Consider the following 20,209-nt stretch of genomic DNA (forward strand, 5'->3'; position numbering starts at 1 on the left):
TCTCCTATATACACTATGCCCCGAGCGGATCGGCAACGCCTTGGGACAAAAGTCATAAACATGAAACGGATCTTCCTCCTCCGGCACCTGAAGTCGAGTTGGGACTTCCCCGAACTCGACGATTACGACCGCCCCCTGAACGAGCGGGGCGAGCGCTGCGGGCCGTTCATGGCCCGGCACATCGCCGCCCACGCGGTGCGGCCGGACGTGGTGCTGTGCTCCACCGCCCGCCGTACCCGCCAGACCATGGACTACCTGGTCGAGTCCCTGGACGGCGTGCCGGTGTGCTTCGAGCGCCGGCTGTACGAGGCGACGCCGCAGCTGCTGCTCAAGCGCCTGCGCGAACTGCCGCCGGAGGTGGAGTCGGTGCTGCTGATCGGCCACAACCCGGGCCTCCACCGCCTCGCCGTGGCGCTGACGGAGAAGGAAGTGCCGGACAGCGTGCCGGGACTCGCCGACCTGCGCGAAAAGTACCCGACCGGCAGCCTCGCCACCCTGACCGCGCCGCTCGACGACTGGGCCGACCTGGCGAGCGGCCTGTGCCGCCTGCGCGCCTTCGTGCGGCCGAAAGACCTGGAGAACTGACGCGGCGGCCCTGCCCTGCCCCGCGAAACCTCCGTTGACGATAGGGTTACGCCCACAGCATAATTTCCTTAGGGGAATTGTGGGAACCGTCAGGGGGGACGCGACGGCATGCGCAAGATCGCCATGGCCGCCTTGTGGGGCATTCTCGTGCTGAGCACCGGCGCCGGAGCGGCTGCCGCAGCCGGCGCCAGCCAGATCGATCCGGGCTTCGACCTGGCCACCGCCCGCCATTGGGTGCCGCAGGTCGACTCCGCCGACGACAGCCTCGGCATCGCCATCGGCGACGAGGTCGTGCTCTTCGCCGGCATCGACTACACCCGCCTCGCCCTGGACGACTGGTTCATCCCGGTGACCACCGCCATGTCGGCCATGGAGTCTCTCGAAGCTGACGGCACCGAGGTCCATACCCGGCCGTGCGGCCGGCCGATCCTGCTGCGATCGGTGGCGGGCACGGACATCAACGGGCGGAAGCTCTACCTGATGTACGCTGGCCTCGAGTCGGGCCGCAAGAAGCTGCTGCTGTTCATGGTCAGCCCATCGCGGGAAGCCTTCTCCGCCCACTTCGCCACCTTCATGGCGGTGCTGCAGAACTCGACGCTGGATGGGGAGGCCCTGTTCTGATGCACCGCTCGCCTGCTCTCGCCCTCGCCCTCGCCCTGTCCCTGGTCGCCGTGCCGCTCGGCGTGGCCGGCGCGGCCGAGGTGGTCCAGCATAGCGGCACCGGCATCGCCGTCGACGCCCCCGCCCGCAGCGTCGAGCCGACCCCGGCGCCGGCCATGGTGATGCCGGACCCGCCGCCCACGGTGGTCGAGCCCGACCCGCCGCCCATGGTGGTGATGCCGGACGCCCCGGCACGCACCGTCGTCCAGCAGCCGGGGCGCGGCATCGATCAGGTTCCCGGGCGGACGGTGGGGCCGGGGCAAACCATCAACGGCGTCACCAATCCCTTCGCCGGCGGCGGCATCCCGCAGCAGTCCGGCACGGTGGTGCGGCAGGTGGACCGCGACCCCCGGGCGGTGGCGGCGGAGCGGCAGGCCAGGCAGGACCTGCAGGAGTTCCTCGCCACCCGCAAGGCGGCCGGGGTGACGCCGCCGCCGCCGCCGCGCGACACCCAGCCGGCGGCGCAGCCCGCCGCCGGTGACGCGCCCGGCACCTACTACTGCCAGACGGCGGTCCACGGCGCCGTCCAGTCGGCCGGACAGATCGAGCTGCGGCCCGACGGCGGCTACCTGTTCAATGCCCAGCCGGGCGGCCGCTATCGCCTGGGCGGCGGCAGGGTGACCTTCGACGGCACCCTGCAGGCCTGGGACGGCGGTCGCGCCGCCTATGACGGCAGCAGCCTGGAGTTCAGCTGGAAGAACGCCGAAGGCTGGGACCAGTGGTACTACTGCCGGCGGTGACGGCGGCATCCTCCACCACCGCCCGGTAGTCTTGAACGGCGATGCGGCAGCAGGCATAGCCTTCTGCCGGGCGTTGCGATATTCTTGCGCGCCGACTCGTGAAACCATTCCCGCCGGCCCCCACGTTATACCAGGGATCGACGCTTCGGACCGCCGCCCGCGGCCGCAGAGCCCTTGAGGATGCAGCACCGCCATGATTTCCCGCCGCTCGTTCACCGCCCTCAGCCTGGCCGCCGCGGCTACCACCGGCGCCGGGCTGCCGGCTCTGCCCGCCTTCGCCGCCCGCCAGCCGGAAGAACGGCTGGTGACCACCTACGTGGTCAAGAAGGGCGATACCTTCCACGAGATCGCCAAGGCCAAGGGACTCGGCTTCCTTGAGCTGCGCGCCGCCAACCCGGACGTGGAGCCGTGGATGCCCGAGCCCGGCTCGGAAATCGTCATCCCGAGCATCCACATCGCCCCCCGCGCCATGGACAAGGGCATCCTGCTCAGCCTGGGCGGCATGCGGCTGTTCCACTTCCGCGGCAACGGCCAGGTGGACAGCTACGCCGTCGGCATCGGCGCCGAGGGGCTGGAGACGCCGCTCGGCACCACCACCGTGGTCTCCAAGCGCAAGGACCCGACCTGGACGCCCACGGCCAACATCCGCAAGCGCAAGCCCTACCTGCCGGCCTCCATCGGGCCGGGGCCGGACAACCCGCTCGGCAACCGCGCCATGTACCTGGGCTGGCCCGCCTACCTGATCCACGGCACCAACCTGCCGGACGGCATCGGCCGCCGCACCTCGTCGGGCTGCATCCGCATGTACCCGTGGGACGTGGAGGCGATCTACGAGAAGGTCGATGTCGGCACCCGGGTCATGTCGGTGGACGACCGCTACTCCGTCGCCTTCGACAGCGGCCGCCTGTGGCTGGAGGTTCACCCCACCCTGACCGGCTGGAACCTGCTGGAAGACCGCGAGGAACTGCCGCCGTCCATCCTCAGCCAGGACATCATCAACGCCATCGTCGCCGCCGCGCCGGAAGACGTGACGGTGGACTGGGAAGCGGCGGAACGGGTGGTGCGCGAACAGCGCGGCTACCCCGTCGCCATCGGCCACGGCAGCACCATGACCACCGCCCTGCGCTGACCGCCGAGGGCGCTCCGCCACCCCGACACCAGGGCGCTGCCGGCCACCGGCGGCGCCCTTGGTTCTTGCGCCCGCAGGCGGGCATGAAAAAACCGCCGGCCCGACGGGCGGCGGTGGCAGCGGCGGGCCGTCCACGGCCCGGAAAAACCGACCGGGGGCGGCGAGAAAATGCTCTCCGCCCCCGGCCGTACCCGTCAGATGATCACTTGCGCATCATCTGCTGGTAGATACGCTCCGCCTTGTTGGCGGCGGCTTCGGCACGCTGGGCAGCGGCCTCGGCGCGCTGCGCAGCGGCCTGGGCCTGCTGAGCGGCGGCCTGAGCCGACTGGCCGGCCTGCACGGCCGAGTTCATGGTGGTGCGGTCTTCTTCGCTCATGCCCTGAGCGCAGGCCGCCAGACCGAGAATCATCGGAACGGCGAGCAGCAGACGAGTGGTCTTCATATCAATAAACCTCCCAATGTCACGCGTGAGACGGAGCTACGCCCGTCAAACGCGCATGTTTGGTCAGAAGTTCGCCAACCGCAAGGCCTTAAAGCCATTCTGCCTCACGGTGTTGCGGATTTGCCACGGTCTGTCTCATCCATGACACGCCGAATCAACGGAACGGTGATGTCCCGACGCTCCGCAAGACTGAGTGTGTCCGCAGCCGCCACAATTTCACGCGCGGCGGCGAAGGAACGTTCCATGTGACGCAGCAAAAAGGCCACCACCTCGGGCCCGACTCGCAGCTGGCGGTCGATGAACAGCTTCACCAGCACCGCTTCCATCAGCAGGTCGTCGGGGGCGGCGATGGCCACCGCCTGCGCCGTCGACAGGCGGGAGCGCAGGTCGGGCAGCCGCACCCGCCAGCGGGCCGGCGGCGTCTCGCCGGTCAGCAGCAGGTGGCCGTGGCGCTCCTTCACCAGGTTCCACAGGTGGAACAGCGCCTCCTCCAGCCGCGCCGAGGGCACCAGCCGGTCGGCCTCCTCCACCACCACGGCGCGGTGATGGGCCAGCAGGTAGGGCACGTCCTCGCCCGGCAGTTCGTCGGCGGTCAGGATGGCGGCGCCGCTCTGGGCCGCGAAGACGTGGACCAGATGTGTCTTGCCGCAGCCGCGCGGCCCGTGCAGGGCGAGGGCATGGCCCGGCCAGTCGGGCCAGCGGTCCAGCCACGCCACCGCCTCCTCGTTGGCGGGGGTGACGAGGAAATCCTCGCGCGACAGCGCCGGACGGTGCGGCAGGGCGAGGGGAAGCTGCTTGCCGGGATCGCTCATGGCGCCGGCGGCGGCAGCGGCGCCGGCGGCCCTTCGGCCGCTCCGGCGGCCCCATGGCCGGTGTAGAGCGGGCTGCGCAGGTACTGGCCGAGGAAGAACCGCACCAGCACCCCGATCACCGCCGCCACCGGCACCGCCAGCAGCAGGCCGACGAAGCCGAACAGCGCACCGCCCGCCAGCAGGGCGAAGATCACCCACACCGGATGCAGGCCGATGCGGTCGCCCACCAGCTTGGGCGTCAGGTAGTTGCCCTCCAGCAGCTGGCCGGCGACGAACACCGCCACCACCAGCCCGACCGGCAGGTAGGTGTCGAACTGCGCCAGGGCGAGGCCGATGCCGACCACGAAGCCGGTGATGGTGCCAAGGTAGGGAATGAAGCTCAGCACCCCCGCCGCCAGCCCCACCAGCAGCCCGAGGTCGAGCCCCACCAGCGTCAGCCCGATGGCGTAGAAGGCGCCCAGCACCAGACACACGCTCGCCTGGCCGCGGACGAAGCCGGCCAGGATGGCGTCGATCTCGCGGAAGCGGTCGCGGATGGTGTCGGCATGGTCGCGCGGCAGCCAGCCGTCCACCTTGGCCACCATGCGGTCCCAGTCGCGCAGCTGGTAGAACGCCACCACCGGCGTGATGAACAGCAGCGACAGCAGGTTGAGCAGGGCGAATCCGCCGGTCAGCAGGCCCTTCAGCACCGACCCGACGAACTCCAGCGCCTTGCCGGCATAGCCGCCGGCGCTTTCCTGCAGGGTGGCCACCTGATCGGCCGGCAGGCGCTGCTTGATCTCGGCCAGCAGCGGCTCCGCCACCTCGCGCAGCATCTCGATGTAGCCCGGCAGGCGGATGACGAAGGCCGTCACCTGCGCCTGCAGCAGCGGCACCAGCAGCAGCAGCGCCGCCACCAGCGACAGCACGAAGCCGGCGGTGATGACCACCACCGCCATCAGGCGCGACAGGCCCCATTTCTCCAGCCGGTCGGCGACGGGGTCGAGGAAGTAGGCGACGGCCATGCCGGCGACGAAGGGCAGCAGCACCTCGCGCAGCACCCACAGGGCCGCGACGAACACCGCCAGGCCGATCAGCCAGAAACGGATCTGCCGGCTGCGAGACATGATCTACCCGATCCCTCCCCCTGCGGCGCCGTGCCGCTGTCAGCCCTCCTGTCCGTCGGAGGCGACCTTGCGCCCCCAGACCCACAGGTAGGCCGCCCCCGACGCTGCGGTCGTGGCGGCCGTCACCCACGTCAGTACACCAAGCGCCGGGCCGACGTCCATATTCAGCCCCTCCACCGCCAGCGTCGAGGCGGCCAGCACCACCTGCGTCACCGTGTTGGCCTTGGAGACGAACAGCGGCTGCATGTGCAGTGGCCCGATCACCACGTGGTAGAGGATGGCGCCACCGACGATGAGGGCATCGCGGAACACCACCAGGATCACCAGCCAGCTGGGCAGGTAGCCGGCCATGCCGAGGGTGATGTAGACGCTGACCAGCAGCGCCTTGTCGGCCAGTGGGTCGAGGAAGGCGCCCAGCGGCGTGCGGGCGTCCAGCCAGCGCGCCAGGGCGCCGTCGACGGCATCGGTGATGCCGGCGATGACGAAGACCGCGAAGGCGAGCTTCAGCTCGTGCTCCAGGATCAGCCAGATGGTCAGCGGCACCAGCAGCAGCCGGAACACCGACAGGATGTTGGGGATGTTGCGCACCACGTCCGTCCGCCCCTTCCCGTGCCTGCCGGAGCCGTTACTGCGCCACTGCCGGCGGCACGATCACCTGCCCCTGCCCCGCCGGACGCGGCTGCTGGGGCTGGAGGGGAGGCTGAGGCTGCCCCGGCGCGGCCCCCGGGGCCTGCCCCTGCGGCATCATGCCCGGCTGCGCCAGCGGCTGCGGCTGACCGAGACCGCCGCCGGCCCCGGCCGGCGCCTGCGGCGCGGGCGCACCGCCGGCCCCGCGCCGCAGCTCGATCTGCCACAGGCCGCCGCCGAGGTCGCTGAGGTCGAGGCCGTACTGGGCCAGCGTCAGCGCCAGCTGATCCTGGCTGCCGACGTAGCCGAGCAGGATCTGCGCCCGCTCGCGGCTGAGCGCCTGGATGTCGACGCCGCGCACGATGGGCACCTGCGACAGCCGCTCGCGCACCGTCAGCCAGGTGTCCAGGCTGCCGGTCGGCACCAGCACGGTCACCTGCGACGGCGCCTCGCTGGCCGAGGCGGCGACGGTGGCGGCGCGCCATTCGTCGCGCAGGCGGTTGGCGACCTCGTTGGTGGCGCGGGTCAGGAAGGCGGCCTCGTCCTCGCCCGGCTGGCGGTCGACGGACAGGCTCGCCTGGGTGGGCTCGCCGGCCAGCCGCAGGCGGGTCAGCTCGATCTGCAGGCGCGACTCGCCGCTGCGGATGGCATGGGCGATGACGCCCTCGGTCATCTCGTAGCGCTGGAGGATGCGGCGCACCGCCCCGGCCTGACGGGCCGCCGCCTCGTCGGCGGAAATGGCCTGCAGGTCGCCGAGATCGCCGAGCGGCGTGGTCGCCGGCACCAGCCCGCCGGAGGGACGGCGCTGCCACGCCTCGCGCCAGGGGTTGGGGTCTTCCCACAGGGTCGGCGGGGCGTCGGCGGCGGACTGCCACAGGGGCAGCACCAGCACCGGCGTGCGGGCGGTTTCCGTGAAGCTGATGCCGCTCTGGCGCAGCAGCGCGCGCACGGCGTTGGGATTGTAGAGGATGTCGAGGGTGGCGATGTAGCGCACGCTGGATCGCTTCTCGTCCTTCACCTGCAGCGACAGGACGTAGTTCTGCGCATCCTGCGCCGACACCTGCGGCACCCGCCCCTGCTCGCCGGGCGGCGTCAGGTCGCGCAGCACCTGGGCAAGGCCCTTGGCCTGCGCTTCCAGCAGCGCCTGATCGCGCGCCTTCAGGGCGTTGTCGGCGGTGACGTCGACCGTGACGTCGCGGGCCGTGAACAGCTCCTGCGTCGCGGCCAGGGCGGCGCCATCCTGCGCCCGGCCGTCACCCGGCAGCAGCAGCCCGACCAGGGCGAAAACCGCCGCAACGGCCATTGCAATGGAGCGCCGATGCAGTATCTTGCAGCCCATCGAACCGAGCCGTTCAGTCACACACGCAGACGAGGCCGTCATTACCACTCCCTCTGACAAGACCGGGTTGTCGTACAAGGACGCCGGCGTTGACATTGACGCCGGAAACGCGCTTGTGCAAGCCATCAAGCCGCTCGCCAAGTCGACCACCCGCGCCGGGGCAGATGCCGCGCTGGGCGGCTTCGGTGCCCTGTTCGACCTGAAGGCCGCCGGTTTCACCGACCCGGTGCTGGTTGCCGCCACCGATGGCGTCGGCACCAAGCTGCGGGTGGCGATCACCGCCGGCCGCCATGAGACCGTCGGCATCGATCTGGTGGCCATGAGCGTCAACGACCTCGTGGTCCAGGGTGCCGAGCCGCTGTTCTTCCTCGACTATTACGCGACGGGGCGGCTTCGGGTTGATGTGGCGCGTGACGTGGTCGCCGGAATCGCAGAGGGATGCCGTCAGGCCGGCTGCGCGCTGATCGGCGGCGAGACCGCCGAAATGCCCGGCATGTACGAGGATGGCGACTACGACATCGCCGGGTTCGCCGTCGGCGCCGCCGAGCGCGGCCAGTTGCTGGACGGCCAGGGCGTGCAAGCCGGCGACGTGGTGATCGGCCTTGCCGCCTCGGGCATCCACTCCAACGGCTACAGCCTGGTGCGCCGCATCGTCGAGCGCACCGGCCTCGGCTACGACGCCCCGGCCCCCTTCGCCGCCGGCCAGACCCTGGGCGAAGCCCTGCTGACGCCGACCCGCATCTATGTGAAAAGCTGCCTCGCGGCGGTGCGCGCCGGCCACGTCAAGGCGCTGGCCCACATCACCGGCGGCGGCTTCTGGGAGAACATCCCGCGCGTGCTGCCCGACACCGTGGCGGCCGAGCTGGACGCCGACGCCCTGGCGCTGCCGCCGGTGTTCAAGTGGCTGGCCCAGGAAGGCAACGTCGGCGCCCACGAAATGGCCCGCACCTTCAACTGCGGTGTCGGCATGGTGGTGGTGGTGCCGGCCGACCGCGCCGACGCCGCCCTGGCGGTGTTCAAGGAGCACGGCGAGGACGCCCGCGTCATCGGCCGCATGGTCGAGCGCGGCGACGGCGAGCCGGTGCGCATCCCCGGTCTGGCCGCCGCCTGGGCACTGCCGGAATGACCTCGCGCCTGAAGGTCGGCGTGCTGGTTTCCGGCCGCGGCAGCAACCTGCAGGCGCTGCTGGATGCCTGCGGCGACCCGTCGCACCCGGCGGAGATCGTCACCGTCATCTCCAACGTGCCCGGCGCCTATGCGCTGGAACGGGCGGCGAAGGCCGGCGTGCCGACCCAGACCATCGACCACAAGGGCTTCTCGGGGCGCGAGCCCTTCGAGGCGGCGCTGACCGCGGCGCTCGAGTCGGCGGGCGTGCAGCTGGTCTGCCTCGCCGGCTTCATGCGGCTGCTGACGCCGGGGTTCGTGACCCACTGGCACGACCGCATGATCAACATCCACCCGAGCCTGCTGCCCAGCTTCAAGGGCCTGCACACGCACGAGCGGGCGCTGGCGGCGGGCGTGCGGTTCCACGGCTGCACCGTCCACTACGTGCGCGCCGACATGGACGCCGGCCCGATCATCGTGCAGGCGGCGGTGCCGGTGCTGGCCGACGACGATGCCGATGCCCTGGGCGCCCGCGTGCTGGAGGCGGAGCACCGCATCTACCCGCTGGCGCTGCGGCTGGTGGCCGAGGGCAAGGCGGTGGTGGACGGCGAGCGGGTGCTGCTGCGCGACGCCGGCGGCCCCGACCACAGCCTCGTAAACCCGCTCGACTGACCTCGCCTACTGTTCCACCGGCGCGGCCGGCTTCCAGTCCAGCAACGGCGCCACCGCCGGAGCCGGCGGCGGAGTCGGCACGCCGCCGGTGGCCAGCGCGCCGCGCAGCGGCAGGCTGAGGATCCGGAAGCCCTGCGCCCCTTCGATGAGCAGCACCGCCTCGGCGGTGCCGCGCCGTTCCGCCGCCGCCAGGGCCGCGGCGGCCTCGGCCGGGGTCGTCACCGGCTGCTGATCCACCGCCACCACCACCAGCCCCGGCCGCAGCCCGACCACCGCCGCCGCGCCGCCGGGCTCGGTATCGGTCACCACCACGCCACGGGCGCTGGGGCGCAGGGCGAAACGGCTGACCACCGCCGGCGACAGCGCCGCCACCGTCGCCTTCAGGGCCGGAATGGGCCGCGCCTGCGGTTCGGTCAGGGTCGGCGCCTCGGCCGCCAGAATGATCTCGCGCTCGCCACCGCCGAGGCCGCGCACCGACAGGCGGCCGGCAATGGCCTCGCCCTTGGCATCCCCCAGCCGCCGCGCCACTTCGCCGGGACGCAGCCCGGCAGCGGCGGCGGCGCTGTCGTGGGTGACGTCGAGCACCATCAGGCTGCCGTCGGGCAGCGGCTGCCAGGACGCCCCGGCGGCCGCCGTCGGTGGCGGCAACGCCCGGCCGTCGAGGGCGACGGCGCGGTAACCGCGCACCCCCTCCACCAGCAGCAGCGAGGCAGCGGTGAGCGCCGTGTCGGCCACCGACGGGTCGCTCAGCGGCACGCCATCGGCCGCCACCACCAGATCGCCCGCCTGCAGGCCGGCGCGGGCGGCCGGCGATCCGGCCGCCACCGCCGCCTCCAGCAGGCCGGTGGAGCCCCAGCGGACGGCCGCCTCCTCCCGCGCCTTCGGCGTCAGGGCGCGCAGCCGCAGGCCGAGGCGCGGCACCACCGCCATCCGTTCGGTTTCAAGGCCCCATCCGGCGGGAAAGGCATCCAGGGTGACCACCACCGGCAGCGTCTCGCCACGGCGATGGACGGTGGCGCTCACCCGGTCGCCCGGCTTGCGCGCCTGCACCAGCGCCACCACCTGGGCCAGACCGCTGACCGCCACGCCGTCGTAGGCGGTGAGCACGTCGCCCCGGCGGATGCCGGCGCCATAGGCCGGCCCCCAGGCGAGCAGGTCGCGGACGAACACCCCGGCCCCGCCGGAAAGGCCGAGGGCGCGGCCCTGTTCCAGGCTCACCGGCTGCACCTCGGCGCCGACGAAGCCATGGGCCGGCGGCGCCTCGCTCGCCCCAACGGCGGCAGGCTGGCCCCACAGCAGGGCCACCAAGGCCACAAGCACCGCGCCGCGGCGATGCGGACGGCGAATGTGCATCAACGTCTCCCCCACATGTGCCGCAGCCGCCCCGACGGACGGCCTCCCCACGGCGATGACCGGCGGCCGGTCAGTTGATGGCGCCGGAGCCGCCCCCGTCGTCGGGTTCCGGCATGATCTCGGGCACATAGGCCAGCGGCCCGGCCTGATGATGAACAATCTTCCACACCGCGCCTTCGCGCACCAGCACGTTGGTGGCGCACAGCAGGTCGCCGTCCAGGTCTTCGTGGCAGGTGACGATGGCCATGTCGCCATGCACCAGCACCTGCGGCGCCAGGCAGCGGATTTCCGGCGTCTGCGGATTTTCCAGGATGGCGCGCCAGCTTTCCAGCACGCTGTCGCGGCCGACCAGCGGCTCCGCCCCCGGATGAATGCAGCTGAGCGGCGCCGTCTCCGCCCAGGCACCGCGCAGGGTGTCGAAGTCGCGGGTGGCGAAGGCGCTGTAGAAGGCCTCGACGGTGAACAGGGCGGATGTCGTGTCGGACATGAAGGTCCCATATACTGGCGCACGGCCGGCGCGAGATGCCGGCCCGTCTCCATCGTGGCCGAGTTCGGCTTCCGTAACAACAGACTAAAGAGAGTGATCCATGCCCGACGCGAGTCTCTTCGGTCCCTCCCTGCGTCCGCCGGAAGGCGAGCCGGTGCGCCGCCTGGTGGTGCTGCTGCACGGCTACGGCGCCGACGGCAACGACCTGATCGGCCTCGCGCCGGCGCTGGCGCCGTCGCTGCCGGGCACCGCCTTCCACAGCCCGCACGCGCCGCTGCCGTGCGAGATGGCGCCCTACGGCCGCCAGTGGTTCTCGCTGTCGGCCTACGACCCCGACATGCTGCGCCGCCGGCCGGAGACGCTCGGCCCGGTCTATGCCCGCATGGTGGAGGGCGCCGCCGCCGCCGCGCCGGTGCTGGATGCCTACCTCGACGGCCTGCTCGACCACTACGGGCTGGAGGACGACCGGCTGGCGCTGGTTGGGTTCAGCCAGGGCACCATGATGGCGCTGCACGTCGCCCTGCGCCGCGCCCGCCCCTGCGCCGGGGTGGTCGGATTCTCCGGCGCGCTGCTGGGCGACGGCGATCTGGCGGCGGCAACCGTGTCGCGCCCGCCGGTGCTGCTGGTCCACGGCCTCGCCGACGAGGTGGTGCCGCCGGAAGCCATGGGCCTCACCGAGTCGGCCCTGCGGGCGGCGGGGGTGGAGGTGGCCGCCCACGGCCGGCCGGGCCTGCCGCACGGCATCGACGACGACGGCCTTGCGCTGGCGCGCGACTTCCTGGTCCGCCGCCTGGCCGACTGAGGCGCGGGGCCGTTTACACCTCGGCGTGCGGGATGGTCCACGGTTCGGCGGCGGCGTCGGCGTACCATTCCTGCATGGCCGGCAGGTCGAGCACCGCCTGCATGTAGTCGCCGCACGGCTCGTCCACCGCCACGCCATAGGTGCGGAAGCGGGTCACCACCGGCGCATACATGGCATCGGCCGCCGTGAAGCCGCCGAACAGGAACGGGCCGCCGGCCCCGAACTCCGCCCGCGTGTCGCGCCAGATGGCCTGCACGCGGGCGACGTCGGCGGCCAGGGCGCCCTCCACCGTCACCTTGCCGCTCAGATCCTTGCGGCAGTTCATGGGCATGGCGGAGCGCAGGGCGGTGAAGCCGCTGTGCATCTCGGCGGCGATGCAGCGGGCGCGGGTGCGGGCCTCCGCCTCCGACGGCCAAAGGCGCAGGGTCGGGTGGCGGTCGGCGAGGTATTCCAGGATGGCGAGGCTGTCCCACACCACCGTGCCGGCGTCCAGCAGCACCGGCACCTTGCCGGCCGGCGAGGCCTCCAGCAGCGCCGCCTTCCAGTCGCCCTCATAGAGCGGGACCACCTGCTCGTCGAAGGCGATGCCCTTCACCTTCAGGGCCAGCCACGGCCGCAGCGACCACGACGAATAGGTCTTGTTGCCGATCACGAGCTTGAGGGTCATGGCGGGAATCGTCCTTCTTGCGCGGCTGAAAGCGAGGATCCGCCACCTTAGCCGCCGCCGCACCCGGCCGCCAGGGCCACTGGCGACGGCCGCCGGTCAGCCGGCGGCGGTGCGGCCGAGCAGCCGGGTCAGGGCGCCGTGCAGGTCGCCGACGTCGATGGGCTTGTGCAGCAGCATGCACCCCGCCGCCAGGGTGGCGCGCAGGCGATCCGGGTCGGTATCGCCGGTGACCACCAGGGCCGGCACCGCATGGCCCAGTTCGGCCGAGACGGCGGCCGCCACCGCCAGCCCGTCCATGCCGCCGGGCAGCCGCAGGTCGGCGATCACCACGTCCGGCCGCGCCCGCGCCTCCGCCAGGGCGGCCAGCAGGTCCGCCCCGTTGGCGGCGGCGATGACCGTGCACTGCCAGTCTTGCAGCAGCGACACCAGCGCCCGCCGCACCGCCGGATCATCCTCCACCACCGCCACCGTGCCGCCCAGGACCGGCGCCGGCGGCTGACCCGCCGCCACCGCCGCTGCCAGGTCCGCCGCGGCAGGAGCGGCCGGCTCCAGCGCCGCCGGTACGGTGACGGCAAACACCGACCCGCGCCCCACCCGCGACTTCACCTCCACCGGATGCCCGAGGGCGCGGCAGGCGCGGTCGACGATGGCGAGGCCAAGGCCGAGGCCCTCGCGCCGTTCGCGGGCCGGGTTGCCGACCTGGTAGAACTCCTGGAAGATCAGGTCGAGCTGGTCCGGCGGAATGCCGATGCCGCTGTCCCACACCTCCAGCCGCACCGACTGGCCGCGCCGGCGGGCGCCGACCACCAGCCCGCCGCGGCGGGTGTAGGAGATGGCATTGACCACCAGATTGCCCAGCACCCGGCGCAGCAGCATGGGGTCGCTGCGCACCACGCAATCGGTATCCCGCAGCCGCAGGCGCAGGCCGGCCCGTTCCGCCACCGCGCCGAAATCCCGGCGCAGCTGGACGAAGACCTCGCGCAGCGGCACGTCGGTCACCCGCACCTGGGTCATGCCGGCGTCGAACTTGCTCATGTCCAGCAGGCCGTTGAGCAGCGACGACAGGGTGGCGACGCTCTCGCGGATGTTGCCCACCACCTCCCGCGCCGTCGGGTCCAGGTCGCGCCGTTCCAGCCGGCTGACGAACAGCGCCAGCGCCTGCAGCGGCTGGCGCAGGTCATGGCTGGCGGAGGCGAGGAAGCGGGATCGCGACAGCGCCGCCTGTTCCGCCGCGTGGCGGGCCTCCTCGCGCAGGCGCTCGGCCTCGATGCGGGTGGTGACGTCGTTGAGGATGGCGATGAAGCCGATGACCCGGCCGTCGGCGCGGTCGCGCTTGTAGGTCCAGTGCACCTCCACCACGATCTGGCGGCCGTCGCGGGTGAAGCTGCTGTTGAGGTAGGGTTGCGGCTCCGGTTGGGTCTCCACCAGCCGCGCCAGATCGGCGCGCAGGCGCTCGCCGTCGGCCTCCGGCACCAGGTCGAGGATGCTGCGCCCGACCAGCGTCCCCGGCTCGTAGCCGAGCAGGCGATGGTGGGCGGGGTTGCTGTAGAGGATCGTGCCGTCGACGGCGATCTCGTAGATGCCGTTCGGCGCCATCTCCAGGATGGAGTCCTTCAGATCCCCAGGCTGCACCTTCCGTGTCTCCCAGTGCTGCACCGCGCCGGCGGCGGCCCCGCTTTCACCCTAGCGCCTGTTTTGCGCAATGGGAACGCCGCAGCTGCGAATTTTGATCGCGACAGAATGGAGCGGCCATGGCCGGGCCGTTAAGCGCGACGGAAGACATATGTCCGACATACCGCCGGCCAATCGACCGCCCTCGCCGGCTGCACGAATAGACAGGACACACTTTATGACGTTTGGACAGCAACTGGCGGCTCATACCATGGTACCGGTTGCGGTCCCCCCGACCCGGCCGGTTACTGCAAAACGAAAACCGCCGGCGCGGCGGCCGGCGGTTCGCATAGGTACGGGCGAGTGTGCGGGGACGCCCGGCGCGGCCGTCAGGCCGACCCGCGCTCCACGAGGTAATCGGCGAAGCGGTCGCGCAGGGTGGTCTTCTGCAGCTTGCCGGTGGCGGTGTGGGGCAGTTCGTCCACCACCACCACGTCGTCGGGCATCCACCAGCGGGCGACCTTGCCCTCGAACCACGCCAGCAGCGCCTTGGGGTCGATCTGGCGGCCGTCGCGCGGCACCACGATGAGCAGCGGCCGTTCGTCCCACTTGGGATGGCGGGCGGCGATGACGGCGGCCTCGGCGACATCGGGGTGGCCGACGGCGATGTTCTCCAGTTCGATGGAGCTGATCCACTCGCCGCCCGACTTCACCACGTCCTTGGTCCGGTCGGTGATGCGCATGTAGCCGTCGGGGTCGATGGTGGCGACGTCGCCGGTGCGGAACCAGCCGTCGGCATCGTGGGTTTCCGCCACCTCGTCCTCGCGGCCGAAGTAGGCACGGCACACCCACGGCCCCCGGACCATCAGGTTGCCGAAGGACTTGCCATCCCACGGCAGTTCACGGCCGTCGCCGTCGACGATCTTCATGTCGACGCCGAAGATGGCGCGGCCCTGGCTGAGCTTGGCCTGGGTCAGCGCAGCGCCGGTCAGCTGCTGCTGCGCCGGCTTCAGGCTGTTGTAGGTGCCGAGCGGGCTCATCTCGGTCATGCCCCAGGCGTGGTCGACGCGCACGCCGTATTCCGCCTCGAAGCTCTGCATCAGCATCTCGGGGCAGGCCGAGCCGCCGATGATCAGCCGCTGCACGCTGTTGATGCGGGTGCCGCTGCGCCGCAGGTGGTCGAGCAGGCCGAGCCACACCGTCGGCACGCCGAGCGCCGCCGTCACCCCCTCGCCCTCCATCAGCGCCTGCAGGCTGGCGCCGTCCATGTGGGGGCCGGGCATCACCAGCGTCACCCCCGCCGCCGGCGCCGCATAGGGCGTGCCCCAGGCATTGACGTGGAACATGGGCACCACCGGCAGCACCTTGTCCGCCGCCCGCAGGCCCAGCACGTCCGGCGCATTGACGCCCAGCGCGTGCAGCACCGTGGAGCGATGGCTGTAGAGCACGCCCTTCGGGTGCCCGGTGGTGCCGGAGGTGTAGCAGAGCGACGAGGCGGTGTTCTCGTCGAACTCCGGCCAGGTGTACTCGGCATCGGCGGCGGCCAGCATCTCTTCGTAGCACAGCACCTCCACCCCCGGCCGCACCGCGACGGTGGCCGGCATGTGGTCGCGGTCGGTCATGACGACGACGGCGCGGACGCACTCGGGCAGGCGGTCGCCCAGCTTCTCCACCAGCGGCACGAAGGTCAGGTCGACGAACAGGTGGGTGTCGGCGGCATGGCCGATGATGTAGGCGATCTGGTCGGGAAACAGGCGCGGGTTGATGGTGTGGCAGATCGCCCCCTGGCCGGAGACGCCGTAGTACAGTTCCAGGTGGCGGTAGGTGTTCCACGCCAGCGTGCCGATGCGCTCGCCCGGCTGCACGCCGCGCGCCAGCAGCGCCCGCGCCAGCCGCTTGGCGCGCTGTTCCGCCTCGGCATAGGTGTAGCGGTGGATGCCGCCTTCGACGGTATTGGTGACCACTCCGGCGTCACGATGATGCCGGGCCGCGTGGCTGAGAATGGACGCGATCATCAGCGGCCGGCCCTGCATGAGTCCCAGCATCTGCTACCTCCCGATTGGATTGGTTGCGCCGACGGCCTCTGACGGGCCGGTGCCGCTCCATACTTGACCACCGGAGGGGGATTCCGCAACCGCAGGATGGGCGGGCGGAGTTGCGGGTCAGCCGCAAACGACAAAGCCCCGGCACTGCCGGGGCTTTGTAGAGATGGCGGACAGGCCGGGATTCGAACCCGGGGTACGAGTTTCCTCGTACGACGGTTTAGCAAACCGCTGGTTTAAGCCACTCACCCACCTGTCCGCGCGGTGAGGCGGACCTTATACGGGCCAGCCCCCAACGTTGTCAACCGACTATGAAGAGGCTGCCGCCGCTCAGCGCGAAATGTCGTCCGACACCACGCCGGGGGTGATGCGGCGCAGTTCGTCCAGCGTCGTGCGGAACACACAATGGGGGTGGCCGGCCGCCGCCCACACCGCGTCGAACCGCCCCAGGCTGGCGTCGATGGCCGTCGGCAGCACCGCCGGATGCCCCACCGGCGCCACGCCGCCGATGGCGAAGCCGGTGGCATCCCGCACCACCGCCGCATCGGCCCGCCGCACGCCGCCCTCCAGCCCCAGCACCGGCGGCAGCGCCTCCGGCACGCACTGGCGGTCACCGGCCACCAGGGCCAGCACCGGCTGCCCGGCCACCGTGAACACCAGCGACTTGACGATGGCCCCCAGCGGCACCCCCAGGCTGTCCGCCGCCTCCTGGGCCGTGCGGGCGCTGGTGGGCAGGGCCATCACCTCGTGCAGGGCACCGACGTCGGCCAGGGCCTCGCGCACCCGGCGGACGGAGGCGTTCTCAAGGTAACTGTCGCTCATGGCGGAAACTCCGGCGTAAGGGGTCGAGGCGTCCTCAGCGGTCGGGGGCGACCACCGCCTTTTCGGGCGCATGGTCCTTCAGCAGCGTGGCGAGCAGGCGGAAATCGCGGCGGCGGGCGGCGCCGGGGCGCCAGCACAGGGCGACGGTGCGGGCGGCGCGGGCCATTTCCAGGTCGCGCACCACCACCGGCGCCCCCCGCCCCACCTCCACCGGCACCGCCGAGCGCGGCAGCAGGGTGATGCCGAGGCCGTTGCCGACCATCTGCACCAGAGTGTTGAGGCTGGTGGCCTGGAAGCTTTCATTGGCGCCGGGGCGGCGGATGAGGCTGCAGGCCTGCAGACTGTGTTCGCGCAAGCAATGGCCGTCCTCCAGCATCAGCACCGTCTCGCCGGCAAGAGCTTCCTCCGGCACCCGCGCCAGGGCGGCGAAGGGGTGATCGGCGGGGGCCGCCACCACCACATCCTCGTCCCACAGCGGCAGCGTCTCCAGGTCGCCGACGTCATAGGGCAGCGCCAGCAGCGCCACATCCAGCCGCCCGTCGCCCAGCTGTTCCAGCAGCCGGGCGGTCTGGTCCTCGCGCAGGAACAGCTTGAGGTCGGGGTAGGCATCGCGCACCGCCGGCAGCACCCGCGGCAGCACATACGGGCCGATGGTGGGGATGACGCCCAGGCGCAGTGGCCCGCTCAGCGGCTCGGCGGCGGCGGCGGCCACATCCACCAGCGCCTCGGCATCGGCCAGGATGCGGCGGGCGCGGGCGACGATGTCCTCCCCCAGCGGCGTCAGCACGACCTGGCGCTTGGTGCGGCGTTCCAGCACGCGGACCCGCAGCAGGGTCTCCAGTTCCTGGATGCCGGCCGACAGGGTGGACTGGGTGACCAGGCACTGCTCCGCCGCCCGGCCGAAATGCAGCGTTTCGGCCACCGTCACCAGATAGCGGAGCTGACGCAGCGTCGGGAGCGGCTTCATGGGGTATTTATCCGATAAAAACGATCATTCCCGGCAGGATAACCCATTGGAAGTTGCGACCGCCAGGGTCTATCTTTCTTCCATTCTTTGAATGGGGATTATCAGGGAGATCGCACATGAGCATGGACATCAACATCGGCATCGACGACGCCCAGCGCAAAGCCATTGCCGATGGTCTGTCGCGCCTGCTGGCCGACACCTACACCCTGTACCTCAAGACCCATAACTTCCACTGGAACGTCACCGGCCCGCAGTTCAACACGCTGCACACCATGTTCGAGCAGCAGTACACCGAACTGGCCCTGGCGGTGGACGCCATTGCGGAACGCATCCGCGCCCTCGGCTTCCCGGCGCCGGGCAGCTACAAGCAGTTCGCCAGCCTGACCCGCATCCAGGAAGAAGACACGGTGCCGTCGGCGACCGACATGATCAAGGCGCTGGTGCGCGACCAGGAAGCGGTGGTCCGCACCGCCCGCGAGATCTTCCCGCTGGCCGATGCCGCCGCCGACGAACCCACCGCCGACCTGCTGACCCAGCGCATGCAGATCCACGAAAAGACCGCCTGGATGCTGCGCGCCATGCTCGGCTGAGGCCGGCACGGCAGCCTGCATCGCCAGCGGCTGAACGGAGCGACGGCGCGAGGGGCCCCTGCCCTTCGCGCCGTCGTTTCGTGTGGAGCGGAGCGGGCCGGCCCTACTTCGCCCGCTGGCCGAACAGCACCTTCTTCGCCTCCTCGCTCTCGGCGATGTTGGGCGAGCGCCATTCGGTGCCGACCGCCTTGCCCTTCTGCACTGCCTCCCGCGCGCCGATGGTCTCGAACCAGCGCTTCAGGTTGGGGAAGTCGGCCAGGGTCTGGCCCTGGCGCTCGTGCGGCACCACCCACGGCCAGCAGGCCATGTCGGCGATGGAGTAGTCGCCGGCCAGGAACTCGCGGTCGGCCAGGCGGCGATCCATGACGCCGTAGAGGCGGTTGACCTCGTTGGTGTAGCGGTCGATGCCGTACTGGACCTTTTCCGGCGCGTACTGGCGGAAGTGATGCGCCTGCCCGGCCATGGGACCAAGGCCGCCGACCTGCCAGAACAGCCACTGGTTCACCTCCACCCGCGCCCGCAGGTCGGTGGGCAGGAAGCGGCCCTCGCGTTCGGCCAGATAGGTCATGATGGCGCCGGACTCGAAGATGGAGATGGCCGGCCCGCCATCCTTCGGCGCCGTGTCGACAATGGCCGGCATGCGGTTGTTGGGGCTGAGGCGGAGGAAATCCGGCTGGAACTGGTCGCCCTTGGTGATGTCCACGGGCTTGACCGTGTAGGGCAGGCCCAGTTCCTCCAGCAGGATGGAGACTTTCCAGCCGTTGGGGGTCGGCCAGTAGTACAGATCGATCATGTCGGGTCTCCCGGCATCAGGGTGCGTGTGGCCCTGAAGGTCGGGTGCGCAACGCCCTGGGTCCAGGGCCATTTCCCGCCAGCATCAGGCGGACGCCATCGCCCGGCCGGGGATGCCGACACGGCACACATCGTCGAGAATCAGCCGGTCGCGGATGCGGGCGCAGAGGTCGCGCTCGTCCTCCAGCCGGCGGCGGCGCTGGCGCGACCACAGGCCGAGCAGCGGCAGGCCGTGGGCCACCCGTTCCTCCTCCCGCCGGCGCACCTCGATCACCGCGTTCCAGGCCGCCACCAGGGCATCGGCCTGGGCCGCCCGCTCCGGCTCCGGCAGGCGGTCGAGCAGGCACAGGCGCAGCGACAGGATGACCCGCTCCACCGGCTCGATCGGCGCCGCCACCGGCGCCATCAGCAGGCAGTGGAGGGCATCGCGCCCTGCCTCGGTGGTGCGCAGGGCGCCGCGGCCGTCGCAGACCACCAGGTCGGCCGCCAGCAGGCCGCCCACCGCCTGGGCGACGAGACCCTGCGGCGGGCGCCATTCCTCCGCCCCCACCATGGCCAGCACCGCCTCGATCTCGGCCGGCGACACCGCTTCCGCGGCCCCTTCCGCCAGCCCCAGCACCGCCAGGCAGGCCGCTTCCTTGGCGCGGCAGGACACGCGCGTCGCCACCACCCGCACCGGCATCTCCGTCGCCACCGCCATGATCTTCATCCCTTCCATCGGTGAGGATTTAGCCATGGTATTGCGAATCATTCTCAGTTTCAAGGGCTGAGATTGCGGCAGTCAGGGGGACCAGGCGGATAGCCCCGGCCATCTTCGGGATAAGGCAAAAAGGAGCAACCGCCAGGCCGGTGAAGCGTTC

22 protein-coding genes and 1 tRNA gene are annotated in these 20,209 nt (G+C 71.3%); 8 read left to right on the plus strand and 15 right to left on the minus strand.

All coding sequences use genetic code 11. The features are described from left to right. Positions 1–60 precede the first annotated feature (60 nt). The 4 genes from ABD056_RS09635 (at position 61) to ABD056_RS09650 (ending at position 3,114) form a co-directional block, all read left to right on the plus strand. Entirely contained in the window at positions 61–585 is a 525-nt protein-coding gene (locus tag ABD056_RS09635) for a SixA phosphatase family protein (RefSeq protein ID WP_343866345.1), read from the plus strand. 108 nt (positions 586–693) lie between these two features. Next, entirely contained in the window at positions 694–1,206 is a 513-nt protein-coding gene (locus tag ABD056_RS09640; RefSeq protein ID WP_343866346.1) for a hypothetical protein, read from the plus strand. After that, the gene (locus tag ABD056_RS09645) at positions 1,206–1,985 is read left to right on the plus strand and encodes a hypothetical protein (RefSeq protein ID WP_343866347.1); all 780 of its coding nucleotides are present in this window, start codon (positions 1,206–1,208) and stop codon (positions 1,983–1,985) included. The genes ABD056_RS09640 and ABD056_RS09645 overlap by 1 nt, the downstream gene beginning before the upstream one ends. 193 nt (positions 1,986–2,178) lie before the next feature. After that, entirely contained in the window at positions 2,179–3,114 is a 936-nt protein-coding gene (locus ABD056_RS09650; RefSeq protein ID WP_343866348.1) for a L,D-transpeptidase family protein, read from the plus strand. 202 nt (positions 3,115–3,316) lie between these two features. Here ABD056_RS09650 and ABD056_RS09655 read toward each other — a convergent pair whose 3' ends face one another. The 5 genes from ABD056_RS09655 to ABD056_RS09675 all read right to left on the minus strand — a co-directional run bounded on the left by ABD056_RS09655 (position 3,317) and on the right by ABD056_RS09675 (position 7,404). Continuing rightward, the gene (locus ABD056_RS09655; protein WP_343866349.1) at positions 3,317–3,556 is read right to left on the minus strand and encodes an alanine-zipper protein; all 240 of its coding nucleotides are present in this window, start codon (positions 3,554–3,556) and stop codon (positions 3,317–3,319) included. Positions 3,557–3,660: 104 nt separating this feature from the next. Further along, positions 3,661–4,368: an HdaA/DnaA family protein gene (locus ABD056_RS09660; RefSeq protein ID WP_343866350.1), complete on the minus strand. Its 708-nt coding sequence runs from the start codon at positions 4,366–4,368 to the stop codon at positions 3,661–3,663. Next, on the minus strand, positions 4,365–5,474 hold the full coding sequence (locus ABD056_RS09665; RefSeq protein WP_343866351.1) for an AI-2E family transporter: 1,110 nt from the start codon (positions 5,472–5,474) through the stop codon (positions 4,365–4,367). The genes ABD056_RS09660 and ABD056_RS09665 overlap by 4 nt, the downstream gene beginning before the upstream one ends. A gap of 39 nt (positions 5,475–5,513) precedes the next feature. Beyond that, positions 5,514–6,065, minus strand: a complete 552-nt coding sequence (locus ABD056_RS09670) for a CDP-alcohol phosphatidyltransferase family protein (protein WP_343866352.1) — start codon at positions 6,063–6,065, stop codon at positions 5,514–5,516. A gap of 34 nt (positions 6,066–6,099) precedes the next feature. Continuing rightward, positions 6,100–7,404, minus strand: coding sequence for a DUF2066 domain-containing protein (locus ABD056_RS09675; protein ID WP_343866353.1), 1,305 nt, complete (start codon positions 7,402–7,404; stop codon positions 6,100–6,102). Between the two features lie 103 nt (positions 7,405–7,507). Between ABD056_RS09675 and purM the strand changes: the two genes are divergently transcribed. Together purM and purN are read left to right on the plus strand one after the other, a co-directional pair. Beyond that, entirely contained in the window at positions 7,508–8,566 is a 1,059-nt protein-coding gene (purM, locus tag ABD056_RS09680; protein WP_343866354.1) for a phosphoribosylformylglycinamidine cyclo-ligase, read from the plus strand. Next, positions 8,563–9,216: a phosphoribosylglycinamide formyltransferase gene (gene purN / locus ABD056_RS09685; RefSeq protein WP_343866355.1), complete on the plus strand. Its 654-nt coding sequence runs from the start codon at positions 8,563–8,565 to the stop codon at positions 9,214–9,216. The genes purM and purN overlap by 4 nt, the downstream gene beginning before the upstream one ends. 6 nt (positions 9,217–9,222) lie before the next feature. Here purN and ABD056_RS09690 read toward each other — a convergent pair whose 3' ends face one another. Then, entirely contained in the window at positions 9,223–10,569 is a 1,347-nt protein-coding gene (locus tag ABD056_RS09690; RefSeq protein ID WP_343866356.1) for a PDZ domain-containing protein, read from the minus strand. Positions 10,570–10,639: 70 nt separating this feature from the next. Then, a complete protein-coding gene (locus ABD056_RS09695) occupies positions 10,640–11,056 on the minus strand; it encodes a nuclear transport factor 2 family protein (protein WP_343866357.1) in 417 nt (138 codons plus the stop codon). 100 nt (positions 11,057–11,156) lie between these two features. On the opposite strand from ABD056_RS09695, the gene ABD056_RS09700 reads away from it, so the two are divergent. Beyond that, the gene (locus ABD056_RS09700; RefSeq protein ID WP_343866358.1) at positions 11,157–11,858 is read left to right on the plus strand and encodes an alpha/beta hydrolase; all 702 of its coding nucleotides are present in this window, start codon (positions 11,157–11,159) and stop codon (positions 11,856–11,858) included. Between the two features lie 13 nt (positions 11,859–11,871). Here ABD056_RS09700 and ABD056_RS09705 read toward each other — a convergent pair whose 3' ends face one another. The 6 genes from ABD056_RS09705 to ABD056_RS09730 form a co-directional block, all read right to left on the minus strand. Beyond that, the gene (locus ABD056_RS09705; protein ID WP_343866359.1) at positions 11,872–12,525 is read right to left on the minus strand and encodes a glutathione S-transferase family protein; all 654 of its coding nucleotides are present in this window, start codon (positions 12,523–12,525) and stop codon (positions 11,872–11,874) included. Between the two features lie 96 nt (positions 12,526–12,621). Then, a complete protein-coding gene (locus ABD056_RS09710) occupies positions 12,622–14,157 on the minus strand; it encodes an ATP-binding response regulator (protein WP_343866360.1) in 1,536 nt (511 codons plus the stop codon). Between the two features lie 368 nt (positions 14,158–14,525). Next, positions 14,526–16,181: a 3-(methylthio)propionyl-CoA ligase gene (locus ABD056_RS09715; RefSeq protein ID WP_343866361.1), complete on the minus strand. Its 1,656-nt coding sequence runs from the start codon at positions 16,179–16,181 to the stop codon at positions 14,526–14,528. 164 nt (positions 16,182–16,345) lie between these two features. Then, a tRNA-Ser gene (locus ABD056_RS09720) sits at positions 16,346–16,437 on the minus strand. A 71-nt stretch (positions 16,438–16,508) separates the two neighbouring features. After that, the gene (locus ABD056_RS09725; protein WP_343866362.1) at positions 16,509–17,000 is read right to left on the minus strand and encodes a YbaK/EbsC family protein; all 492 of its coding nucleotides are present in this window, start codon (positions 16,998–17,000) and stop codon (positions 16,509–16,511) included. A gap of 34 nt (positions 17,001–17,034) precedes the next feature. Further along, complete coding sequence (locus tag ABD056_RS09730) at positions 17,035–17,967, minus strand: hydrogen peroxide-inducible genes activator (RefSeq protein ID WP_343866363.1); 933 nt, start codon at positions 17,965–17,967, stop codon at positions 17,035–17,037. A 116-nt stretch (positions 17,968–18,083) separates the two neighbouring features. On the opposite strand from ABD056_RS09730, the gene ABD056_RS09735 reads away from it, so the two are divergent. Then, the gene (locus ABD056_RS09735; RefSeq protein WP_343866364.1) at positions 18,084–18,557 is read left to right on the plus strand and encodes a Dps family protein; all 474 of its coding nucleotides are present in this window, start codon (positions 18,084–18,086) and stop codon (positions 18,555–18,557) included. A gap of 103 nt (positions 18,558–18,660) precedes the next feature. Here the strand turns inward: ABD056_RS09735 and ABD056_RS09740 are convergent, their stop codons facing one another. Then, on the minus strand, positions 18,661–19,350 hold the full coding sequence (locus tag ABD056_RS09740) for a glutathione S-transferase N-terminal domain-containing protein (protein WP_343866365.1): 690 nt from the start codon (positions 19,348–19,350) through the stop codon (positions 18,661–18,663). A gap of 84 nt (positions 19,351–19,434) precedes the next feature. Then, positions 19,435–20,085: a hypothetical protein gene (locus ABD056_RS09745; protein WP_343866366.1), complete on the minus strand. Its 651-nt coding sequence runs from the start codon at positions 20,083–20,085 to the stop codon at positions 19,435–19,437. Positions 20,086–20,209: the final 124 nt, after the last annotated feature.

Source organism: Caenispirillum bisanense (assembly GCF_039523075.1).
GTDB lineage: Bacteria > Pseudomonadota > Alphaproteobacteria > Rhodospirillales > Rhodospirillaceae > Caenispirillum > Caenispirillum bisanense.